This is a genomic window from Streptococcus sp. 20925_1_69, assembly GCF_041432365.1.
Lineage (GTDB): Bacteria > Bacillota > Bacilli > Lactobacillales > Streptococcaceae > Streptococcus.
The window spans coordinates 23769-44903 of the sequence record NZ_JAPVZL010000002.1 but is presented as its reverse complement, the minus strand read 5'-3'; the positions used below and the strand labels follow the sequence as shown (position 1 = coordinate 44903).

22 protein-coding genes are annotated in these 21135 nt (G+C 42.4%); 20 read left to right on the top strand and 2 right to left on the bottom strand.

The genetic code is table 11. From position 1 onward, the window contains the following. Window positions 1-2 precede the first annotated feature (2 nt). The 12 genes from O3601_RS01645 (at window position 3) to whiA (ending at window position 9726) form a co-directional block, all read left to right on the top strand. A complete protein-coding gene (locus tag O3601_RS01645) occupies window positions 3-680 on the top strand; it encodes a DnaD domain protein (protein WP_371470620.1) in 678 nt (225 codons plus the stop codon). Window positions 681-777: 97 nt separating this feature from the next. Continuing rightward, entirely contained in the window at window positions 778-1536 is a 759-nt protein-coding gene (gene tpiA, locus O3601_RS01640; RefSeq protein WP_000087893.1) for a triose-phosphate isomerase, read from the top strand. Window positions 1537-1569: 33 nt separating this feature from the next. Further along, a complete protein-coding gene (gene lytC, locus O3601_RS01635; protein WP_371470618.1) occupies window positions 1570-3084 on the top strand; it encodes a choline binding-anchored murein hydrolase LytC in 1515 nt (504 codons plus the stop codon). A gap of 236 nt (window positions 3085-3320) precedes the next feature. After that, entirely contained in the window at window positions 3321-3839 is a 519-nt protein-coding gene (locus O3601_RS01630) for a DNA starvation/stationary phase protection protein (RefSeq protein WP_004237560.1), read from the top strand. A gap of 130 nt (window positions 3840-3969) precedes the next feature. Beyond that, window positions 3970-4476: a dihydrofolate reductase gene (locus O3601_RS01625; RefSeq protein WP_265528929.1), complete on the top strand. Its 507-nt coding sequence runs from the start codon at window positions 3970-3972 to the stop codon at window positions 4474-4476. Beyond that, window positions 4476-4646: a hypothetical protein gene (locus O3601_RS01620; protein WP_000442260.1), complete on the top strand. Its 171-nt coding sequence runs from the start codon at window positions 4476-4478 to the stop codon at window positions 4644-4646. The genes O3601_RS01625 and O3601_RS01620 overlap by 1 nt, the downstream gene beginning before the upstream one ends. A gap of 36 nt (window positions 4647-4682) precedes the next feature. Further along, on the top strand, window positions 4683-5915 hold the full coding sequence (gene clpX / locus O3601_RS01615; protein ID WP_025169664.1) for an ATP-dependent Clp protease ATP-binding subunit ClpX: 1233 nt from the start codon (window positions 4683-4685) through the stop codon (window positions 5913-5915). An 8-nt stretch (window positions 5916-5923) separates the two neighbouring features. Continuing rightward, complete coding sequence (gene yihA, locus O3601_RS01610) at window positions 5924-6511, top strand: ribosome biogenesis GTP-binding protein YihA/YsxC (RefSeq protein WP_000405202.1); 588 nt, start codon at window positions 5924-5926, stop codon at window positions 6509-6511. A 10-nt stretch (window positions 6512-6521) separates the two neighbouring features. Continuing rightward, window positions 6522-6902, top strand: a complete 381-nt coding sequence (locus O3601_RS01605; protein ID WP_001140420.1) for a RidA family protein — start codon at window positions 6522-6524, stop codon at window positions 6900-6902. Window positions 6903-6953: 51 nt separating this feature from the next. Next, window positions 6954-7844, top strand: coding sequence for an RNase adapter RapZ (gene rapZ / locus O3601_RS01600; protein ID WP_020903049.1), 891 nt, complete (start codon window positions 6954-6956; stop codon window positions 7842-7844). Beyond that, a complete protein-coding gene (locus O3601_RS01595) occupies window positions 7841-8818 on the top strand; it encodes a YvcK family protein (RefSeq protein ID WP_033677892.1) in 978 nt (325 codons plus the stop codon). Before rapZ ends, O3601_RS01595 begins: the two co-directional genes overlap by 4 nt. Next, window positions 8815-9726, top strand: coding sequence for a DNA-binding protein WhiA (gene whiA, locus O3601_RS01590; protein WP_371470614.1), 912 nt, complete (start codon window positions 8815-8817; stop codon window positions 9724-9726). The genes O3601_RS01595 and whiA overlap by 4 nt, the downstream gene beginning before the upstream one ends. Window positions 9727-10150: 424 nt before the next feature. Here the strand turns inward: whiA and O3601_RS01585 are convergent, their stop codons facing one another. Then, the gene (locus O3601_RS01585) at window positions 10151-11119 is read right to left on the bottom strand and encodes an NAD(P)/FAD-dependent oxidoreductase (RefSeq protein WP_371470613.1); all 969 of its coding nucleotides are present in this window, start codon (window positions 11117-11119) and stop codon (window positions 10151-10153) included. A gap of 137 nt (window positions 11120-11256) precedes the next feature. On the opposite strand from O3601_RS01585, the gene cdaA reads away from it, so the two are divergent. From cdaA to O3601_RS01545, 8 genes are all read left to right on the top strand, one after another. Then, window positions 11257-12114 (top strand): diadenylate cyclase CdaA, encoded by an 858-nt coding sequence (cdaA, locus tag O3601_RS01580; protein WP_224218414.1) that lies wholly within the window; start codon window positions 11257-11259, stop codon window positions 12112-12114. Beyond that, entirely contained in the window at window positions 12101-12865 is a 765-nt protein-coding gene (locus O3601_RS01575; protein ID WP_371470612.1) for a YbbR-like domain-containing protein, read from the top strand. Before cdaA ends, O3601_RS01575 begins: the two co-directional genes overlap by 14 nt. A 24-nt stretch (window positions 12866-12889) precedes the next feature. Then, on the top strand, window positions 12890-14242 hold the full coding sequence (glmM, locus tag O3601_RS01570) for a phosphoglucosamine mutase (RefSeq protein ID WP_371470611.1): 1353 nt from the start codon (window positions 12890-12892) through the stop codon (window positions 14240-14242). A 73-nt stretch (window positions 14243-14315) separates the two neighbouring features. Continuing rightward, window positions 14316-14690, top strand: coding sequence for a DUF1149 family protein (locus tag O3601_RS01565; RefSeq protein WP_001050088.1), 375 nt, complete (start codon window positions 14316-14318; stop codon window positions 14688-14690). Between the two features lies 1 nt (window position 14691). Next, window positions 14692-15540, top strand: a complete 849-nt coding sequence (locus O3601_RS01560) for a DegV family protein (RefSeq protein ID WP_371470609.1) — start codon at window positions 14692-14694, stop codon at window positions 15538-15540. Between the two features lie 388 nt (window positions 15541-15928). Beyond that, window positions 15929-16696, top strand: coding sequence for a 4-hydroxy-tetrahydrodipicolinate reductase (gene dapB / locus O3601_RS01555; protein WP_371470608.1), 768 nt, complete (start codon window positions 15929-15931; stop codon window positions 16694-16696). After that, complete coding sequence (locus O3601_RS01550) at window positions 16693-17892, top strand: CCA tRNA nucleotidyltransferase (protein WP_371470607.1); 1200 nt, start codon at window positions 16693-16695, stop codon at window positions 17890-17892. The genes dapB and O3601_RS01550 overlap by 4 nt, the downstream gene beginning before the upstream one ends. Then, entirely contained in the window at window positions 17889-19760 is a 1872-nt protein-coding gene (locus tag O3601_RS01545; RefSeq protein ID WP_371470606.1) for an ABC-F family ATP-binding cassette domain-containing protein, read from the top strand. Before O3601_RS01550 ends, O3601_RS01545 begins: the two co-directional genes overlap by 4 nt. A 36-nt stretch (window positions 19761-19796) precedes the next feature. On the opposite strand, the gene mntE is transcribed toward O3601_RS01545, so the two are convergent. Next, window positions 19797-20981, bottom strand: a complete 1185-nt coding sequence (gene mntE / locus O3601_RS01540; RefSeq protein ID WP_371470604.1) for a CDF family manganese efflux transporter MntE — start codon at window positions 20979-20981, stop codon at window positions 19797-19799. Window positions 20982-21135: the final 154 nt, after the last annotated feature.

The following is a 21135-nucleotide window of genomic DNA, read 5'->3' as shown; positions in this document are numbered from 1 at the left end:
TTATGACATATTTAGACGCTTTTAAATCAGGGAACTTGGTTTTACCGAGTGCCCTGCTCTTGCATTTTAAGGAACTCTTTCCTTCTAGCGACGATTTTCTGGTCTGGCAATTTTTCTATTTGCAAAATACGACTGGCTTAGAAGAAATGTCGCCAAGCCAGATTGCTGAAAGGATTGGCAAGGAAATTTCGAATGTCAACCAGTCCATTTCCAATCTGACGGAAAGTGGACTGCTTCAGTATCGAACGATCGAATTAAATGGCGAAATTGAATTGCTTTTTGATGCTAGTTTGGCTTTGGAACGTTTGGATGACTTGCTTGGAGTCGCTCATTCGAGTTCAGATCAGTTGACACCTCAAAACCAGCTCAAGGATTTGGTGGAAACCTTCCAGCAGGAGTTGGGGCGCTTGTTGACACCTTTTGAGATTGAGGATTTGACTAAGACACTAAAGGAAGATAGGATCAGTGCTGACTTGATTAAGGAGGCTCTTCGTGAAGCTGTTTTGAATGGAAAAGCAAACTGGAAGTACATTCAGGCGATTTTGAGAAATTGGCGCCATGAAGGAATCAATAGTGTGGCTCAAATCGAGGCTAAGAGGGCAGAAAGAGAAGCCAGCAATCCTCAGTTGACACAGGTATCTGCAGATTTTAGAAATGCTATGGATCTTTGGAAGGATTAATCCATGCAAGCAGGCTTGAAATCCGAGTAAGATTTGCAAGCTGTGTTTAATTGTGATAAAATAAATAGAAAATAAATTGAAAAAAGAGGTATGTGAAATGTCACGTAAACCATTTATCGCTGGTAACTGGAAAATGAACAAAAATCCAGAAGAAGCTAAAGCATTCGTTGAAGCAGTTGCATCAAAACTTCCTTCATCAGATCTTGTTGAAGCAGGTATCGCAGCTCCAGCTCTTGATTTGACAACTGTTCTTGCTGCTGCAAAAGGTTCAAACCTTAAAGTTGCTGCTCAAAACTGCTACTTTGAAAATGCAGGTGCCTTCACTGGTGAAACTAGCCCACAAGTTTTGAAAGAAATCGGTACTGACTACGTTGTTATCGGCCACTCAGAACGCCGTGACTACTTCCATGAAACTGACGAAGATATCAACAAAAAAGCAAAAGCAATCTTTGCAAATGGTATGCTTCCAATCATCTGTTGTGGTGAGTCACTTGAAACTTACGAAGCTGGTAAAGCTGCTGAATTCGTAGGTGCTCAAGTATCTGCTGCATTGGCTGGATTGACTGCAGAACAAGTTGCTGCATCAGTTATCGCTTATGAGCCAATCTGGGCTATCGGTACTGGTAAATCAGCTTCACAAGACGATGCACAAAAAATGTGTAAAGTTGTTCGTGACGTTGTAGCTGCTGACTTTGGTCAAGAAGTTGCAGACAAAGTTCGTGTTCAATACGGTGGTTCTGTTAAACCTGAAAACGTTGCTTCATACATGGCTTGTCCAGACGTTGACGGTGCCCTTGTAGGTGGTGCGTCACTTGAAGCAGAAAGCTTCTTGGCTTTGCTTGACTTTGTAAAATAATCAGTAGCAAAAGCTAGGTGGAACAGCATTGAGATGTCTGTTCCATTTTTTATAGGAGAGGAAAGATTGAAAACAAAGATTGGAAAAATTGGATTAGCAAGTATCTGCTTACTAGGATTTGCAACTAGCCATGTCGTTGCAAATGAAACTGAGGTAGCAAAAACTTCGCAGGATGCAAGGACAGTTTCAAGTAGTTCAGAGCAAAATCAGTCTTCTAATAAAACTCAAACGAGCGCAGGAGTAAAGACCAATGCTTCTGCCCACTGGGAGGGGGATTATTATGTAAAGGCTGATGGTTCCAAAGCAAAGAGTGAGTGGATTTTTGATAACTACTATAAGGCTTGGTTTTATATTAAGTCAGACGGTCGTTATGCTCAAAATGAGTGGCAGGGCAATTACTACCTAAAATCAGGTGGTTATATGGCTAAGAATGAATGGGTTTATGATAACGCCTATAAGAATTGGTTTTACCTGAAGTCTGATGGTTCTTATGCTAACCAGGAATGGCATTCTGTTGGAGGTAAATGGTACTATTTTAAAAAATGGGGCTATTTAGCTAAAAGTCAATGGCAGGGAAGTTATTTCCTAAATGGTCAAGGTGCCATGATGCAAAATGAATGGCTTTATGATCCAGCCTATTCATCTTACTTCTATCTCAAGTCTGATGGTTCTTATGCAAATCAAGAGTGGCAAAAGGTAGACGGCAAGTGGTACTATTTCAAGAAGTGGGGTTACATGGCCAAAGATGAGTGGCAGGGTAACTACTATTTGACAGGAAGTGGTGCTATGGCTACTGGTGAATTAGTCATGGATGATGCTCGCTATATTTTTTCTGACTCAGGTGAGTTAAAAGAAAAGAAAGACTTGAATGTTGGCTGGGTTCACCGAAATGGCAGACGTTATTTCTTTAACCATCGTGAAGAACAAGTTGGGACTGATCAAGTTAAAAAGGTCATCGATGTCAGTGAACACAATGGTCGTATCAGTGACTGGAAAAAGGTCATTGATGATAATGGCGTTGATGGAGTCATTGTTCGTTTGGGCTATAGTGGAACTGAGGACAAGGAATTGGCTCATAATATTAAGGAGTTAAACCGTCTTGGAATTCCTTACGGTGTTTATCTCTATACTTATGCTGAAAATGAGACCGATGCTGAGAATGATGCTAATCAGACCATTGAACTCTTGAAAAAATACAAGATGAACTTGTCTTACCCTATCTACTACGATGTTGAGAACTGGGAATATGGCAATAAGACCAAGAGAGCTCCAAGTGATACTGGAACCTGGGTCAAGATTATCAACAAGTATATGGCAACAATGAAACAGGCTGGTTATCAAAATGTGAAAGTTTATAGCTACCGTCAACTTTTACAAACTCGTTTGAATCATCCTGATATTTTGCAACATGTCAATTGGGTTGCTGCTTATACTGATGCGCTTGATTGGACAAATCCTCATTATTCAGGTGAAAAAGGATGGCAATATACCTCATCTGAATACTTAAAAGGAATTCGTGGTCGTGTAGACGTCAGCGTTTGGTATTAAGATATAAGTTCGAGAAAGGAGTGTGCAAGAAATTTGCATCCTCTTTTTCTTTACTTTACTGAAGCAAAGGGATATGAAATTTAATCAAAAAGTCTCTAAATAATTCTTAAATTATCAGTCTATTGCAACTTTTCTCATGTGAGTCATTTGGCTTGCTATTGGTTTTCCTTAGTAGTATACTAAGATAGTAATCAGTAAGAAGTGGTTACAAATAATAATGAATGAGGTAAAATAAAATGGTAGAATTGAAAAAAGAAGCAGTAAAAGACGTAACATCATTGACAAAAGCAGCGCCAGTAGCATTGGCAAAAACGAAGGAAGTGTTGAACCAAGCTGTTGCTGATTTGTACGTAGCACACGTTGCTTTGCACCAAGTACACTGGTATATGCGTGGTCGTGGTTTCCTTGTATGGCATCCAAAAATGGATGAGTACATGGAAGCTCTTGATGGTCAATTGGATGAAATCAGCGAACGTTTGATTACACTTGGTGGTAGCCCATTCTCTACTTTGACAGAATTCCTTCAAAACAGTGAAATCGAAGAAGAAGCTGGTGAATACCGTAATGTTGAAGAAAGCTTGGAACGTGTTCTTGCTATCTACCGTTACTTGTCAGAACTTTTCCAAAAAGGTTTGGATGTCACTGATGAAGAAGGTGACGATGTGACAAACGGTATCTTCTCAGACGCTAAAACTGAAACTGATAAAACAATCTGGATGCTTGCCGCAGAGCTTGGACAAGCACCTGGTTTGTAAGAAATAGAATAATCATATAAAAATCTGTAGGATTCCTCTTACGGATTTTTTCTATTCTGTAAGCTATTCCAAACCAGTCTTTTTTTGAGTTTTTTGATAAAATAGTACTATCAGTGAAAAGGATGGAAGCATGACTAAGAAAATCGTAGCTATTTGGGCCCAGGATGAAGAGGGTGTGATTGGTAAGGACAATCGCCTGCCTTGGCATTTGCCAGCAGAACTGCAACACTTCAAAGAAACAACTCTGAATCATGCTATCTTGATGGGGCGTGTGACCTTTGATGGAATGGGGCGTCGCTTGCTTCCCAAACGGGAGACCTTGATTTTGACTCGTAACCCAGAAGAAAAGATAGACGGGGTTGCTACTTTTTATGATGTTCAGTCTGTCTTGGACTGGTATCAGGCTCAAGATAAGAATCTTTATATTTTAGGTGGAAAGCAAATTTTTCAAGCTTTTGAACCCTACCTTGACGAAGTGATTGTGACTCACATTCATGCTCGGGTGGAAGGAGATACCTATTTCCCTGAAGAATTTGGCTTGTCTCTTTTTGAGACAGTTTCAAGCAAATTCTATAGCAAAGATGAGAAAAATCCTTATGATTTTACCATCCAATACCGCAAGAGAAAGGAAGTCTAATGGAACGTAGTATATTTGGTTTTTTCACAGCCATGCTGTGTTTGGTCTGCTTGCTTGCAGGGGCACAGGCTTTTCGTAAAAAGCGCTATGGACTTTCTGTCCTGCTCTGGTTAAATGCATTTACCAATTTGGTCAATAGTATCCATGCTTTTTACATGACCTTATTTTAGATAGAATGACAGTATAGAATAGAACGGAAGGAAATCATGCCTACAACTAGGAATAATGATATGATGGTTTATTGCTCATTTTGTGGCAAAAGCCAAGAAGAAGTACAAAAAATAATCGCTGGGAACAACGCCTTTATCTGTAATGAATGTGTGGAGTTGGCTCAGGAAATCATTCGAGAGGAGTTGGCGGAAGAAGTCTTGGCAGACTTGTCTGAAGTTCCAAAACCAATCGAACTCCTCCATATCTTGAACCACTATGTAATCGGTCAAGATCGTGCAAAACGTGCTTTAGCAGTAGCAGTATACAACCACTACAAACGCATCAATTTCCACGATACGCGTGAAGAGTCAGAAGATGTGGATTTGCAGAAGTCAAACATCTTGATGATTGGCCCAACTGGTTCAGGGAAAACTTTCCTTGCTCAGACCTTGGCTAAGAGCTTGAATGTACCTTTTGCGATCGCAGATGCGACAGCTCTTACTGAGGCTGGTTATGTTGGTGAGGACGTGGAAAATATCCTCCTCAAACTCCTGCAGGCTGCTGACTTTAATATTGAACGTGCAGAGCGTGGGATTATCTATGTGGATGAAATTGACAAGATTGCCAAGAAGAGTGAGAATGTATCGATCACACGTGATGTTTCTGGTGAAGGGGTGCAACAAGCCCTCCTCAAGATTATCGAGGGAACCGTTGCTAGCGTGCCGCCTCAAGGTGGACGCAAGCATCCACAACAAGAGATGATTCAAGTGGATACTAAAAATATCCTCTTCATCGTGGGTGGTGCCTTTGATGGCATTGAAGAAATCGTCAAACAACGTCTTGGTGAAAAAGTCATCGGATTTGGTCAAAACAATAAAGCGATTGATGAAAATAGCTCTTACATGCAAGAAATCATCGCAGAAGATATTCAAAAATTTGGTATTATCCCTGAGTTGATTGGACGTTTGCCTGTCTTTGCTGCTCTTGAACAATTGACAGTAGATGATTTGGTGCGTATTTTGAAAGAGCCAAGAAATGCCTTGGTCAAACAATACCAAACCTTGTTATCTTATGATGATGTCGAGTTGGAATTTGACGACGAAGCCCTTCAAGAGATTGCAAATAAGGCCATCGAACGCAAAACTGGTGCGCGTGGTCTTCGCTCCATTATCGAAGAAACCATGCTAGATGTCATGTTTGAAGTACCGAGTCAGGAAAATGTGAAATTGGTCCGCATCACAAAAGAAGCTGTCGATGGAACGGATAAACCAATCCTAGAAACAGCCTAGAGGTGACTATGGAAATCAATACACACAATGCTGAAATCTTGCTCAGTGCGGCTAACAAGTCCCACTATCCGCAGGATGAACTGCCAGAGATCGCTCTTGCAGGGCGTTCAAATGTTGGTAAATCCAGCTTTATCAATACCATGCTGAACCGTAAGAATCTGGCTCGTACGTCAGGGAAACCTGGTAAAACCCAGCTCCTGAACTTCTTTAACATTGACGACAAGATGCGCTTTGTGGATGTGCCTGGTTATGGCTATGCCCGCGTTTCCAAAAAGGAACGTGAAAAGTGGGGGCGCATGATTGAGGAGTACCTAACGACTCGGGAAAATCTCCGTGCAGTAGTCAGTTTAGTTGACCTCCGTCATGATCCGTCAGCAGATGATGTGCAGATGTACGAATTTCTCAAGTATTATGAGATTCCGGTCATCATTGTGGCGACCAAGGCGGACAAGATTCCTCGTGGTAAATGGAACAAGCACGAATCAGCAATCAAAAAGAAATTAAACTTTGACCCAAGTGACGACTTTATCCTCTTTTCATCTGTCAGTAAGGCAGGGATGGATGAGGCTTGGGATGCAATCTTAGAAAAATTGTGAGGAAAAGAAAATGGCAAAAACAATACATACAGACAAAGCTCCAAAGGCTATCGGACCATATGTTCAAGGAAAAATCGTTGGCAACCTTTTGTTTGCTAGTGGGCAAGTTCCTCTCTCTCCTGAAACTGGGGAAATCGTTGGAGAAACGATTCAAGAACAGACAGAACAAGTCTTAAAAAACATCGGTGCTATTTTGGCAGAAGCAGGAACAGACTTTGACCATGTTGTCAAAACAACTTGCTTCTTGAGTGATATGAACGACTTTGTTCCTTTTAATGAGGTTTACCAAACGGCCTTTAAAGAGGAATTTCCAGCTCGTTCAGCTGTGGAGGTAGCTCGTCTTCCTCGTGATGTAAAAGTCGAAATCGAAGTCATCGCAGAGATTGGATAAGCTAGTTGAAGTTTGGTGTTGCCAAACTTCTTTTGATATAAGGAGAGATAGATGACAAAGAAACAACTTCACTTAGTGATTGTGACAGGGATGAGTGGTGCAGGGAAAACCGTGGCCATTCAGTCCTTCGAGGATCTAGGTTATTTTACTATTGATAATATGCCGCCAGCCCTCTTGCCTAAGTTTTTGCAGTTGGTGGAAACAAAGGAAGACGACCATAAGTTGGCCTTGGTAGTGGATATGCGTAGCCGTTCTTTCTTTTCAGAGATTCAAGCTGTTTTGGATGAGTTGGAAAACAAGGAAGAATTGGATTTCAAAATCCTCTTTTTGGATGCCGCCGATAAGGAATTGGTCGCGCGTTACAAGGAAACCAGACGGAGTCACCCATTAGCAGCAGATGGACGGATTTTGGATGGAATCAAGCTGGAGCGTGAACTCTTAGCACCTTTGAAAAATATGAGTCAAAATGTGGTGGATACAACTGAACTCACTCCTCGTGAGCTGCGTAAAACCATTGCAGAGCAGTTTTCAGACCAAGAACAAGCCCAGTCTTTCCGTATCGAGGTCATGTCTTTTGGCTTTAAATATGGAATTCCAATTGATGCGGACTTGGTCTTTGATGTTCGATTCTTGCCAAATCCCTACTACCTACCAGAACTGCGTAATCAAACGGGTGTGGATGAACCTGTTTATGATTATGTCATGAACCATCCTGAGTCAGAAGACTTTTATCAACATTTGTTGGCCTTGATTGAGCCGATTTTGCCAAGTTACCAAAAGGAAGGTAAGTCCGTTTTGACCATTGCCATGGGTTGTACGGGTGGACAACACCGTAGTGTGGCTTTTGCTAAACGCTTGGCGCAGGACTTATCCAAGAATTGGCCTGTTAATGAAGGGCATCGCGACAAAGACCGAAGAAAGGAAACGGTAAACCGTTCATGAGAAAACCAAAGATAACGGTGATTGGTGGAGGTACTGGGATCCCTGTCATTCTTAAGAGTCTGCGGGAAAAAGATGTGGAAATCGCAGCTATCGTAACGGTGGCAGATGATGGTGGTTCATCAGGTGAACTCCGAAAAAATATGCAACAATTGACACCGCCAGGTGATCTTCGTAATGTCCTTGTGGCCATGTCGGATATGCCTAAGTTTTATGAGAAGGTCTTTCAGTATCGCTTTTCTGAGGATGCTGGAGCCTTTGCTGGCCATCCATTGGGAAATCTCATCATTGCTGGCCTGTCAGAAATGCAGGGCTCGACCTATAATGCCATGCAGTTATTGAGCAAATTTTTCCATACCACTGGGAAGATTTATCCTTCCAGTGACCATCCCTTGACCCTTCATGCAGTCTTTCAGGATGGGACAGAAGTGGCTGGAGAGAGCCATATTGCAGACCATCCAGGTATGATTGACCACGTCTATGTGACCAATACCCTCAACGATGATACTCCTCTGGCTAGCCGTCGAGTAGTGCAGACCATTCTTGAAAGTGACATGATTGTCCTAGGGCCTGGTTCCCTCTTTACCTCGATTTTGCCCAATATTGTAATTAAGGAAATTGGTCAGGCGCTTTTGGAAACTAAGGCAGAAATTGCTTATGTCTGCAATATCATGACCCAACGTGGGGAGACGGAACACTTTACAGATAGCGACCATGTGGAAGTCTTGCATCGTCACCTTGGCCGACCTTTTATCGACACTGTCTTGGTGAATATCGAAAAAGTGCCTCAGGAATACATGAATTCCAATCGCTTTGATGAATACTTGGTGCAGGTGGACCATGACTTTGCTGGGCTTTGTAAGCAGGTTCCGCGTGTGATTTCATCCAACTTCCTTCGTCTGGAAAATGGGGGTGCCTTCCACGATGGGGATTTGATTGTGGATGAGTTGATGCGTATTATACAGGTGAGAAAATGAGTTTCACAGTAGCAGTTAAAGAAGAAATCCTAGGTCAGCACCATCTAAGCCGGCATGAATTATCTGCCATTATCAAGATGTCTGGTAGCATCGGTCTCTCGACCTCGGGCCTAACCTTGTCTGTCGTGACAGAAAATGCCAAACTGGCTCGTCACCTTTATGAGTCCTTTCTCCATTTCTATCAAATCAAATCGGAAATCCGACACCACCAAAGAAGTAATCTTCGTAAGAATCGGGTCTATACCGTTTTTACAGATGAAAAAGTGCAGGACTTGTTGAGTGATTTGCACTTGGCAGACTCCTTTTTTGGTCTGGAAACAGGTATTGACGAGGAGATTTTATCAGACGAGGAAGCAGGTCGTGCCTATCTCTGTGGTGCATTCTTGGCAAATGGAAGCATTCGTGACCCTGAGTCAGGCAAGTATCAGTTGGAAATCAGTTCTGTTTATCTGGACCACGCGCAAGGGATTGCCTCTCTTCTCCAGCAGTTTTTACTGGATGCCAAGGTGCTTGAACGTAAGAAGGGAGCTGTGACCTATCTCCAGCGTGCCGAAGACATTATGGACTTCTTGATAGTAATCGGAGCCATGCAGGCGCGTGATGATTTTGAGCGGGTTAAGATTTTGCGAGAAACTCGTAACGACCTCAATCGAGCCAATAATGCGGAGACAGCTAATATCGCTCGGACAGTTTCTGCCAGCATAAAGACTATCAACAATATCAGTAAAATCAAAGATATCATGGGCTTAGAAAATCTGCCAGTGGATTTGCAGGAGGTAGCGCAACTGCGGATTCAGCACCCAGACTACTCTATCCAACAGTTGGCAGATAGCCTCAGTACCCCTCTGACCAAAAGTGGTGTCAACCACAGACTCAGAAAGATAAATAAATTAGCCGATGAGTTATAAAGATATAAAACACCTCTTTCTTGACAATTGAACAGAGCATGTGAGATAATAAAGAGGAATTGAGAAGTTCTAGCATTTTAGTGCTAACAGAAATCCCCTCGGTACTGCAATACCGAGGGGATTTTTTTCTGGGTTAGATAGCACTAACCAGGAAGGTTACTTGTCGAAGTGATCGACTAGCCAACGAGTCACCAGCCATGAGATGATACTCTCGATGACTGCGATAAGTACTATTTTGAGAAGTTCTAGTATCTGTAATACCTCCTTTTCCAAGGCGTATTGTTAGTGCCGTCGTTATTATATCACATGCTCTATCAATTTGATAGGACATTTTTGCTTTTTGAAAAAGAGGGGGAAAGGTATGAGCTAACCAGATTGTATATGAACTATAAAACCACGAATCGTAGGACTCGTGGTTCTTTTCTTATAAACTGGTTGAGTGTTTTGGTTGTACTTTCTGCTCAGGGTCAATGTAGTTGATGGCATTGTTTACAGCAGTCGGTGCTTCTCCAAGCCCTGTCGCAATCAGATCAATTTTTCCGTCATAGTAGCAACAGTCACCGATAGCATAGATACCTGCTTGGCTAGATTCTTGCTTGCTGTTGACGATAATCTTGTGGCGGTTGAGGTCCAGACCCCAGTTTTTAAGGTTACCGACAGAAGATTTGAAACCATAGTTGACAAAGAGGTGGTCTAGGTCAATCGTTTCTATTTCATCAGATTTGACTTTTGTGATTTCAAGTTTATCGAGCGTTTTTCCATCTCCAAGGAGTTGGCTAGGGACGAATGGTGTCTTGATGGTTACAGATGATTCCTGTAAGGCTTGGACACTGTGTTCCAAGGCACGGAAATTATCTCTGCGGTGGACAAGGGTAGTTGGCGCAATTTTTTCAAAAGCCAAAGCCCAATCCACAGCCGAGTCCCCACCACCAAGAATCGTCACTTTCTTACCAGCATATTGCTGGATGTTGGAAACGTGGTAGTGGATATTTTCATAGCTCTCAACACCTTCAAGTTCCAGCGGACGTGGTTTGAAGGCGCCACCACCCATAGCGATGATAACTGTTTTAGACAGGTGACTTCCTTTAGAAGTTGTGATGACAAATCCTTCTTCTTGTTTTTCAATCTCAAGAACCGTTTCATTGAGATGAATAGGGGTATCAAAGCCGTTTAGTTGTTCAATCAAGCGGTTGGTCAATTCTTCTCCAGTCAGGTTTGGGAAACCTGGTACGTCTAGGATTTCCTTTTCAGGGTAGAGAATAGCAGGTTGTCCACCTAGTTGGGGAAGAGAGTCGATGATTTGGACCTTGGCTTGGCGTAGGTGGGCATAGAAGGCTGCAAAAAGCCCGACAGGACCACCACCTACAATGGTAATATCATAGAGTTGAGACATGGTTTCTCCTTTGTTTTTTCTAGTCAATTTATTTTATCATATTTTTCCTTAATTTAAAATGAAGTAGGATAGGGAAAAAAATGCCAGAAAAATGGTATAATAGAGAGGAACGTGTTTGGACAGAGAGGAGACAGCAGATGAACTTTCAACAATTATCCAACCTGCAATATTGGACTAGCTTGTTTTCTAGTCCTTGGAGTATTGCCATCAATCTGTTTGATATTTTGATTGTGACCTATGTTTTGTATCGTTTTACAAAAGCGATAGCTGGCACCAAGATTATGATTTTGGTACGGGGGGTCTTGATTTTTGTATTAGCCCAGGTCGTGGCCAATATCCTTGGTTTAACAACGATTTCTTGGTTGATTAATCAGATTATTACCTATGGGGTTATTGCTGCGGTTGTTATCTTCTCTCCAGAGATTCGGACTGGTTTGGAACGTTTGGGAAGGGCGACAGATTTCTTTTCTACTACTCAAATTAGTGCAGAAGAGAAAATGATTCGTGCCTTTGTTAAGTCAGTTGAATACATGAGTCCCCGTAAGATTGGTGCTTTGGTTGCCATTCAACGAGTTCGGACCTTACAAGAATACATCGCGACAGGAATTCCCTTGGATGCCAAAATTTCGGCAGAACTCCTCATCAATATTTTTATTCCCAACACTCCTCTACATGATGGTGCTGTGATTGTTAGAGAAAATCGGATTGCAGTCACATCTGCCTATCTGCCCTTGACAGAAAGTACAGGAATTTCCAAGGAATTTGGGACCAGACACCGGGCAGCTATCGGTTTATCAGAAGTGTCTGATGCCTTGACCTTCATTGTCTCAGAGGAAACAGGTGGTATTTCTATTACCTACAATGGGGTTTTCAAGCACGACTTGACGATTGAAGAATTTGAAGCAGAGCTACGAGCAATTCTTTTGCCAGCTGTTGAGGAAAAAGTCAGTTTCAAGGACCGTTTGCTAGGAGGTTGGAAATATGAGAAAAAATAGTCTATATATCATTTCATCTCTCTTTTTTGCTTGTGTCTTATTCATCTATGCAACGTCGACCAACTTTCAAAATAGCAATACCACAAGGCAGGTCAAATCAGAAACCTACACCAATACGATAACGAACGTTCCTATCGATATTCACTATGATAATGACCAGTATTTCATCAGCGGATTTGCATCAGAGGTTTCAGTTGTACTGACAGGTGCCAATCGTGTGACCTTGGCCAGTGAAATGCAGGAAAGCACTCGTAAGTTTAAGGTGACAGCGGATTTGACAGATGCTAGTGTTGGAACGATTGAAGTTCCCTTGAATATTGAAAATCTTCCAAGTGGATTGACCGCTGTGGCAACGCCTCAAAAGATCACAGTAAAAGTTGGGAAGAAGGTTAAGCGAGATGGGATGATTGTTGTGCCACAAGTTGACCAAAGCCAGATTGATCCCAAGCTACAACTTGATAGTGTAACCGTGTCAAATGAACGCGTTTCGGTCACAACTGACCAAGAAACATTAGCTAAGATTGACAAAGTTATTGCGCTTTTACCAACCAGCGAACGCATAACAGGTAATTACAGTGGCTCAGTACCTTTGCAGGCAATCGACCGCAATGGTGTTGTCTTACCAGTAGTTATCACTCCGTTTGATACAACAATGAAGGTCACTACAAAACCAGTAGCACCAAGTTCAAGCACAAGCAGTTCGTCGGAGACATCTTCGTCAACGAAAGCAACCAGTTCAAAAACGAATTAAAAATAGGAAAAGGATTTTATAAAAATGGGTAAATATTTTGGGACTGATGGAGTCCGTGGAGAAGCTAACGTAGAATTAACGCCAGAATTGGCCTTTAAACTAGGACGTTTTGGAGGCTATGTTCTCAGTCAACATGAAACGGAAGCACCGAAAGTCTTTGTAGGACGTGACACACGTATTTCAGGGGAAATGCTAGAATCTGCCTTGGTGGCAGGTCTCCTTTCAGTAGGGATTCACGTATACAAACTAGGCGTTTTGGCAACACCAGCAGTAGCTTACTTGGTTAAAACTGAAGTAGCAAGTGCAGGTGTCATGATTTCTGCTAGCCACAACCCAGCCCTTGATAATGGGATTAAGTTCTTTGGTGGTGATGGCTTCAAACTAGATGACGAAAAAGAAGCAGAAATTGAAGCCTTGCTAGATGCTGAGGAAGACACTCTTCCTCGTCCAAGTGCAGAAGGCTTAGGAACCTTGGTAGATTATCCAGAAGGCTTGCGTAAGTATGAAGGATACCTTGTTTCAACTGGAACTCCTCTTGATGGAATGAAGGTTGCCTTGGATACAGCTAATGGTGCAGCTTCTACAAGTGCCCGTCAAATCTTTGCAGATCTTGGTGCTCAATTAACTGTTATTGGGGAAACACCAGATGGTCTTAACATCAACCTTAATGTTGGTTCAACCCACCCAGAAGCCCTTCAAGAAGTGGTCAAAGAAAGCGGATCAGCTATCGGTTTGGCCTTTGATGGAGACAGTGACCGTTTGATTGCTGTTGATGAAAATGGTGAGATTGTTGATGGTGACAAAATTATGTACATCATAGGGAAATACCTTTCTGAAAAAGGACAATTGACCCAAAATACAATTGTAACAACCGTTATGTCTAACCTTGGTTTCCACAAGGCCTTGGACCGCGAAGGTATTAACAAGGCAGTCACTGCAGTTGGCGACCGCTACGTTGTTGAAGAAATGAGAAAATCAGGCTACAACCTTGGTGGTGAACAGTCTGGTCACATCATCTTGATGGACTACAATACAACAGGTGATGGTCAATTATCTGCTGTTCAATTGACAAAAATCATGAAGGAAACTGGTAAGAGCTTATCAGAGTTGGCTGCAGAAGTAACCATCTATCCACAAAAATTAGTCAATATCCGAGTGGAAAATGCCATGAAGGAAAAGGCTATGGAAGTGCCAGCTATCAAGGCTATCATCGAGAAGATGGAAGAAGAAATGGCAGGGAATGGCCGTATCCTTGTTCGTCCAAGTGGAACAGAGCCCCTCTTGCGTGTTATGGCAGAAGCGCCTACAACAGAAGAAGTAGACTACTATGTTGATACCATCGCAGACGTAGTTCGAGCTGAAATCGGGATTGACTAAATCCTAGAAAACTAGATGAAAATAAAAAAATATGGTACAATAGCTTATAATATTGTAGCCTAGGGAGAAAGACATGAATCTTAAACGTGAACAAGAATTTGTTAGTCAGTATCATTTTGATGCGCGTAATTTTGAATGGGAAAATGAAAATGGAGCTCCTGAAACTAAGGTGGATGTGAACTTCCAATTGCTCCAACATGATCAAGAAAATCAAGTGACTTCCTTGATTGTCATCTTGACCTTTATGATTGTATTTGATAAGTTTGTCATCAGTGGAACTATTTCACAGGTGAATCATATCGATGGCCGTATTGTCAATGAACCAAGTGAATTGAGCCAAGAAGAAGTGGAAACTTTGGCTCGTCCAAGTTTGAATATGCTTAACCGTTTGACTTACGAAGTAACTGAAATTGCATTAGACTTACCAGGAATCAATTTGGAGTTCTAATATGAAACTAGCTGTTATCACAGATTCTTCTGCCTATCTCAGTGCAGAGACCTTGCAAAGAGAAGATTTATTTGTCTTGGATATTCCTGTCAATATTGATGGTGAGGAGTATGTCGAAGGCATCAATCTGACTGCTGAGGAATTTTACCAAAAAATGGCTCAGGCTTCTGAATTGCCTAAGACTAGTCAACCAAGTATTGCCAAGTTAGATGAAATCTTAACTTCGCTCAAAGAACAAGGTTATACCCATGCTTTGGGGCTTTTCCTATCTTCTGGAATTTCAGGTTTTTACCAAAATATCCAGTATATGATAGATGAATATGAGGGCTTAACCATTGCTTTTCCAGACACTTTGATTACAAGTGCTCCTCTGGGTATCATGGTTGAAAGCGTCTTTAATTGGCGTGACCAGGGCGATGATTTTGCCAGCATTCAGGATAAGCTAGCCATTCAAATCAGCCGTACGTCAGCCTTTATCATGGTAGATGACTTGGATCATTTGGTGAAAGGTGGGCGCCTTTCAAATGGGGCTGCCATTTTAGGCAATTTGCTTAGCATTAAGCCAATCCTTTATTTCAACGACCAAGGTGTGATTGAAGTTTACGAAAAAGTTCGTACTGAAAAGAAAGCAACCAAACGCTTAATTGAAATTATCAAGGAAACAACGGCTTCAGGCCAATATCGGGTCATTGTCATTCATGGGAATGCTCCTGAAAAGGCTGAGGAATTGCGTCAGCACTTGCTTGAATCTGGAGTGGGTACGGATATTTCACTAGCTACATTTGGTAGTGTCATTGGGACACACTTAGGAGCAGGAAGCATTGCCTTGGGTTATATTCCAGTGATTTAGTTGGCGCTTCTAGACTAGTTAAGCTGCTTTGTATCTTAGCAATTGAACACGGGCTACCTGCCTCTTGAAAAAAGATGCCTGTCTTACCTTTCGTGGAAAGTCAGTGCCATTCCCTATTTTTCATGGGCAGCTAATGTCCTTTGTATCTTGATAATTGAACACGCCTGGAACCCTGTGTGAAAAAGATAGTTCGTCCGAGGAGTAGACACTCCTTGATCAGAACTCCTATTTTCACTTTGTGTTCTTACAGGCTTTGTATCTTAGCAATTGAACACGGACTACCTGCCTCTTGAAAAAAGATGCCTGTCTTGCCTTTCGTGGAAAGTCAGCGCCATTCCCTATTTTTCATGGGCAGCTAACGTCCTCTGTATCTTAAATAGGAGTAGAGATGAGTATTCGAGTAATTATTGCCGGTTTTAAGGGAAAGATGGGCCAGGCTGCTTGTCAGATGGTCTTGGCTGATCCAGCCTTGGACTTGGTAGCAGTTTTGGATCCTTTTGAGTCTGAGTCAGAATGGCAGGGTATTCCTGTTTTCAAGGATAAGGCTGATTTAGCAGGCTTTGAAGCGGATGTCTGGGTAGATTTTACTACTCCAGCTGTTGCCTATGAAAATACACGCTTTGCTCTTGAAAATGGATTTGCTCCAGTAGTTGGAACGACTGGCTTTACTAGTGAACAAATTGCAGAGCTAAAAGATTTTTCCCGTGAACAAGATTTGGGTGGCTTGATCGCTCCTAACTTTGCCCTGGGTGCTGTCTTGCTTATGCAATTTGCGACGCAGGCTGCTAAATATTTCCCAAATGTGGAGATTATCGAGCTTCATCATGACAAGAAAAAGGATGCTCCGAGTGGAACAGCTATTAAAACAGCTGAGTTGATGGCAGAAGTTCGTGAATCAATCCAGCAAGGTGCGCCTGATGAGGAAGAATTGATTGCAGGTGCCCGTGGTGCTGACTTTGATGGCATGCGGATTCATTCTGTTCGTTTACCAGGCTTGGTAGCCCATCAGGAAGTCATCTTTGGCAATCAGGGAGAAGGATTGACCCTCCGTCATGACTCCTATGACCGCAGCTCCTTCATGACAGGGGTCAATTTGGGAATTAAAGAAGTTGTCAAGCGTCATGAGCTTGTCTATGGATTAGAACACTTATTATGAGATTAACGCAAATGCCTTCTGAATTTCAGAAGGCTTTACCAGTATTAGAAAAAATTAAAGAAGCAGGTTTTGAAGCTTATTTTGTTGGGGGCTCTGTTCGAGATGCCCTCCTTAATCGCCCTATCCATGATGTGGATATTGCGACTTCTTCTTATCCAGAAGAGACCAAGCAGATTTTTCCGCGAACAGCTGATATCGGAATCGAGCATGGAACTGTTTTGGTTTTAGATGGGGATGAGGAGTATGAGGTAACTACCTTTCGGACAGAGGATGTCTATGTGGACTATCGCAGACCCAGTGCGGTTTCCTTTGTGCGCTCGTTAGAGGAAGACCTCAAGCGTCGTGATTTCACAGTTAATGCCTTTGCCTTAGATGAGACAGGCGAAATCATTGACTTATTTCATGGTTTAGAGGATTTGGAAAACCAAGTCTTGCGAGCAGTTGGAGTGGCTAGTGAGCGTTTCAACGAAGATGCTTTGCGGATTATGCGTGGTTTTCGTTTTCAGGCTAGTCTTGGCTTCGAACTTGAGCCAGAAACCTTTAAAGCTATGAAGACCTTGACGCCACTTTTGGAGAAAATTTCTGTGGAGCGTACCTTCGTTGAGTTTGATAAACTCTTGCTGGCTCCGTTTTGGAGAAGTGGTTTGGCTTCCATGATTGAGAGTCAAGCTTATGATTATCTCCCTGATATGGAATCTAGCCAGGACAAGCTCAATAGACTGTTTGATTTGGAGACTGATTTTATCTTTGAATCCTCTGAACAAGCTTGGTCGGCTCTACTGTCGGCTTTGGAGATTGAAAATGCGCAGCCATTTTTGAAAGCTTGGAAGACCTCACGTCAGTTTGCCAAGCAAGTTCAGGATTTGCTGACTATTTTGGCCTTGCGTGAAAAGGGAGAGTTGAGCAAGCGCGATTGTTATCGCTTTGACTTGGATTTACTTTTACAGGCTGAAAATCTTCGTCAGGCTCAGGGAAAACCAGTCAACCCACAAGCCATCACAGAAACCTATCAGAGTTTGACCATTCATGACAAGAAAGAAATCCAAATCAACGGTGGTATTTTGATCAAGGAATATGGCTATCAACCAGGGCCTGACTTGGGAGAAATTTTAACAGAGATTGAGTTTGCCATTGTTGATGGAGAATTGGAAAATGACCGTCAAGCCATCGATAATTACCTGAGGGAGAAAAAATGAGTGATTTTATCGTTGAAAAACTAAGTAAATCCGTCGGTGACAAGACCGTTTTTAAAGATATTTCCTTTATTATCCATGACCTAGACAGAATCGGTTTAATCGGTGTCAATGGGACTGGCAAGACCACTCTTTTAGATGTTCTATCTGGTATTTCTGGCTTTGATGGGGATGTCAGTCCATTTTCAGCTAAGAATGATTACCAGATTGGTTACTTGACTCAAGATCCTGATTTTGATGATAGCAAGACGGTCTTGGATACGGTCCTCTCCAGCGACCTTAAGGAAATCCAACTCATTCGTGAGTATGAACTCCTCGTGCTCAACTATAGTGAGGACAAGCAGGCGCGTTTGGAACGGGTCATGGCTGAAATGGACTCTCTTCAAGCTTGGGAAATTGAGAGTCAGGTCAAGACGGTTCTTAGTAAGCTGGGTATTCAGGACTTGTCGACTCCTGTTGGGGAATTGTCAGGTGGTCTAAGAAGACGGGTCCAGTTGGCGCAAGTTCTTCTTGGCAACCATGACCTCTTGCTACTGGATGAGCCGACCAACCATCTGGACATTGCGACCATCGAGTGGCTGACCCTCTTTTTGAAAAATTCCAAGAAAACTGTCCTTTTTATCACCCATGATCGTTATTTCCTAGATGCTTTGTCAACACGGATTTTCGAATTGGATCGCGCAGGCTTGACAGAGTATCAGGGCAATTATCAGGACTATGTCCGTCTCAAGGCGGAACAGGACGAGCGCGATGCGGCTCTTCTTCACAAAAAGGAACAACTTTATAAGCAAGAATTGGCCTGGATGCGCAGACAACCGCAGGCGCGTGCAACCAAGCAGCAAGCGCGTATCAATCGTTTCCATGACTTGAAAAAGGAAGTTTCAGGCGGTGTTGCTGAAACAGACTTAACCATGAACTTTGAAACCAGTCGGATTGGGAAGAAGGTCATCGAGTTTCAGGATGTTTCCTTTGCCTATGAAAACAAGCCTATTTTGCAAGATTTTAATCTCTTGGTGCAGGCCAAAGATCGTATTGGAATCGTTGGGGACAACGGTGTTGGAAAATCAACCCTGCTTAACCTGATTGCAGGAAGTCTTGAGCCGACAGCAGGGCAAGTTATGATTGGGGAAACAGTTCGCATTGCCTATTTCTCTCAGCAAATTGAGGGATTGGATGAAAGCAAGCGAGTGATCAATTACTTGCAGGAAGTGGCAGAGGAGGTCAAGACCAGCGGTGGTTCTACGACTTCGATTGCTGAGTTGTTGGAGCAGTTCCTTTTCCCACGTTCGACTCATGGAACCTTGATTGAGAAATTGTCTGGTGGCGAGAAAAAACGTCTTTATCTCCTCAAATTGCTATTGGAAAAACCAAATGTCCTTCTCTTGGACGAGCCGACCAATGATTTGGATATTGCTACTCTTACAGTTTTGGAAAATTTCTTGCAAGGCTTTGCTGGTCCAGTTTTGACTGTTAGTCACGACCGCTATTTCTTGGACAAGGTAGCGACCAAGATTCTCGCTTTTGAGGATGGCAAGATTCGTCCATTCTTTGGTCATTACACTGATTACCTTGATGAAAAAGCCTTTGAAACAGATATGGCCAATCAAGTGCAAAAGGCTGAAAAAGAAAAAGTGGTCAAGGTCCGTGAAGACAAGAAACGCATGACCTATCAAGAAAAGCAGGAGTGGGCAAGTATCGAAGACGATATTGAAGCCTTGGAAAACCGTATCGCTGCTATTGAAGAGGAGATGCAGGCAAACGGCTCTGACTTTGGTAAGCTAGCGACTCTTCAAAAAGAACTGGATGAGAAAAACGAAGCACTCCTTGAAAAATACGAACGCTATGAATACCTAAGTGAATTTGATAGCTAGAAGAATAGAAAAATCCCGTCTCATGACAGGATTTCTCTATTCTTTTTTGGTTTCTTGATGAAAGATATTTTGCCAAGTTTCGTGACGGCGCCAGATACTGGTATGAACTATACCATCTAACTCATAGCAGATGAGTTTGGTCTTTTGACTGATGGAAGTGATTTGAATATCCTTGATAGCAGAATTCAAGTCTTTTGCGGCTTTATAGGCATCTTTATCCATCTGCTCTCCATCTTGACGAATATAGACAAAATCATCAGCCAAGAGTTCTTCCAGTTGATTTCCCTGGTCAATCAATTGTTCGCGCATAAGCAATTTTTTGTAGACATTGTCTAAAATTTCGTCCTCAGGGATGGGTGCTGGTTCAATATGGACATCGGTATCAAAGACGCCAAAACGTTCCTCCAGCATAGATTCGACCTGATCTGCAATTTCGTGACTTTCATAAACCGACAAGTCAGGATTCATCTCTAGTGTGATATCCAGGTAAATATTGCTACCGTAGGTGCGACCTCTTTGGGACTTGACCTTGCTAATCTTGGGAATTTCCATGATAGCCTTCTGATAATCCTCAAGCAGACGGTCATCAAAACCATCTGAAAGACTAAAGGAAGACTCGATGAAGATATCATAGGCAGTTTTCAAGATAAAGAAAGTGATGATGATAGCGACCAGTTTATCCACAATCGGATAATTGAAGCTGCTGGCTAGGATGGCAATGGTGGTTCCAAGTGAGGTAACAGCATCAGAAAGATTGTCCTTAGCTGCTGCCTTCAGTGCTTTGGAGTTGGATTTCTTACTGAGGCGAGTGTTGTAGAGATAAACCACAAACATAATCGCTGCAGAAATGATTCCTAGAGTTGCACCCAGAGGATCGATGACCGTTTCTTCTCGACTGAGAATCTTTTGAATGGTGTCCCTTAGAACATCGAAACCGACATAGAACATGATGATGGAAGTGATTAAGCTTGCCAAATCTTCAATCTTCCAGTGACCAAAACGGTGGTCACGGTCTGCAGGCTGGCGCGCCATCCGAATCCCAATCAAGAGGGCCACATTTCCAATGATGTCCGAGACGTTGTTAAAACCATCGGCCACCAAACTGGATGAATGAAGGAGGTGGCCAGTTGCTAATTTTGCTGCAGACAAGACCAAATAGGTCGAAATACTGATAATGGCGCCACGCTCAGCTAACTTGAGATTTGAAATAGATTGCTTCATTCAACTTCCTTTCTAGTCACATAGCATTCTACCATTATACTGGTTTTCAAGGGAAAATTCAAACGATATAGGCCTACAAGGTTGGAGGTGAGCTAGTTTTTTATAAGGAAATATGGTATAATTGAAGGGTAATGTTTATTCGAAAGAGAGCTTG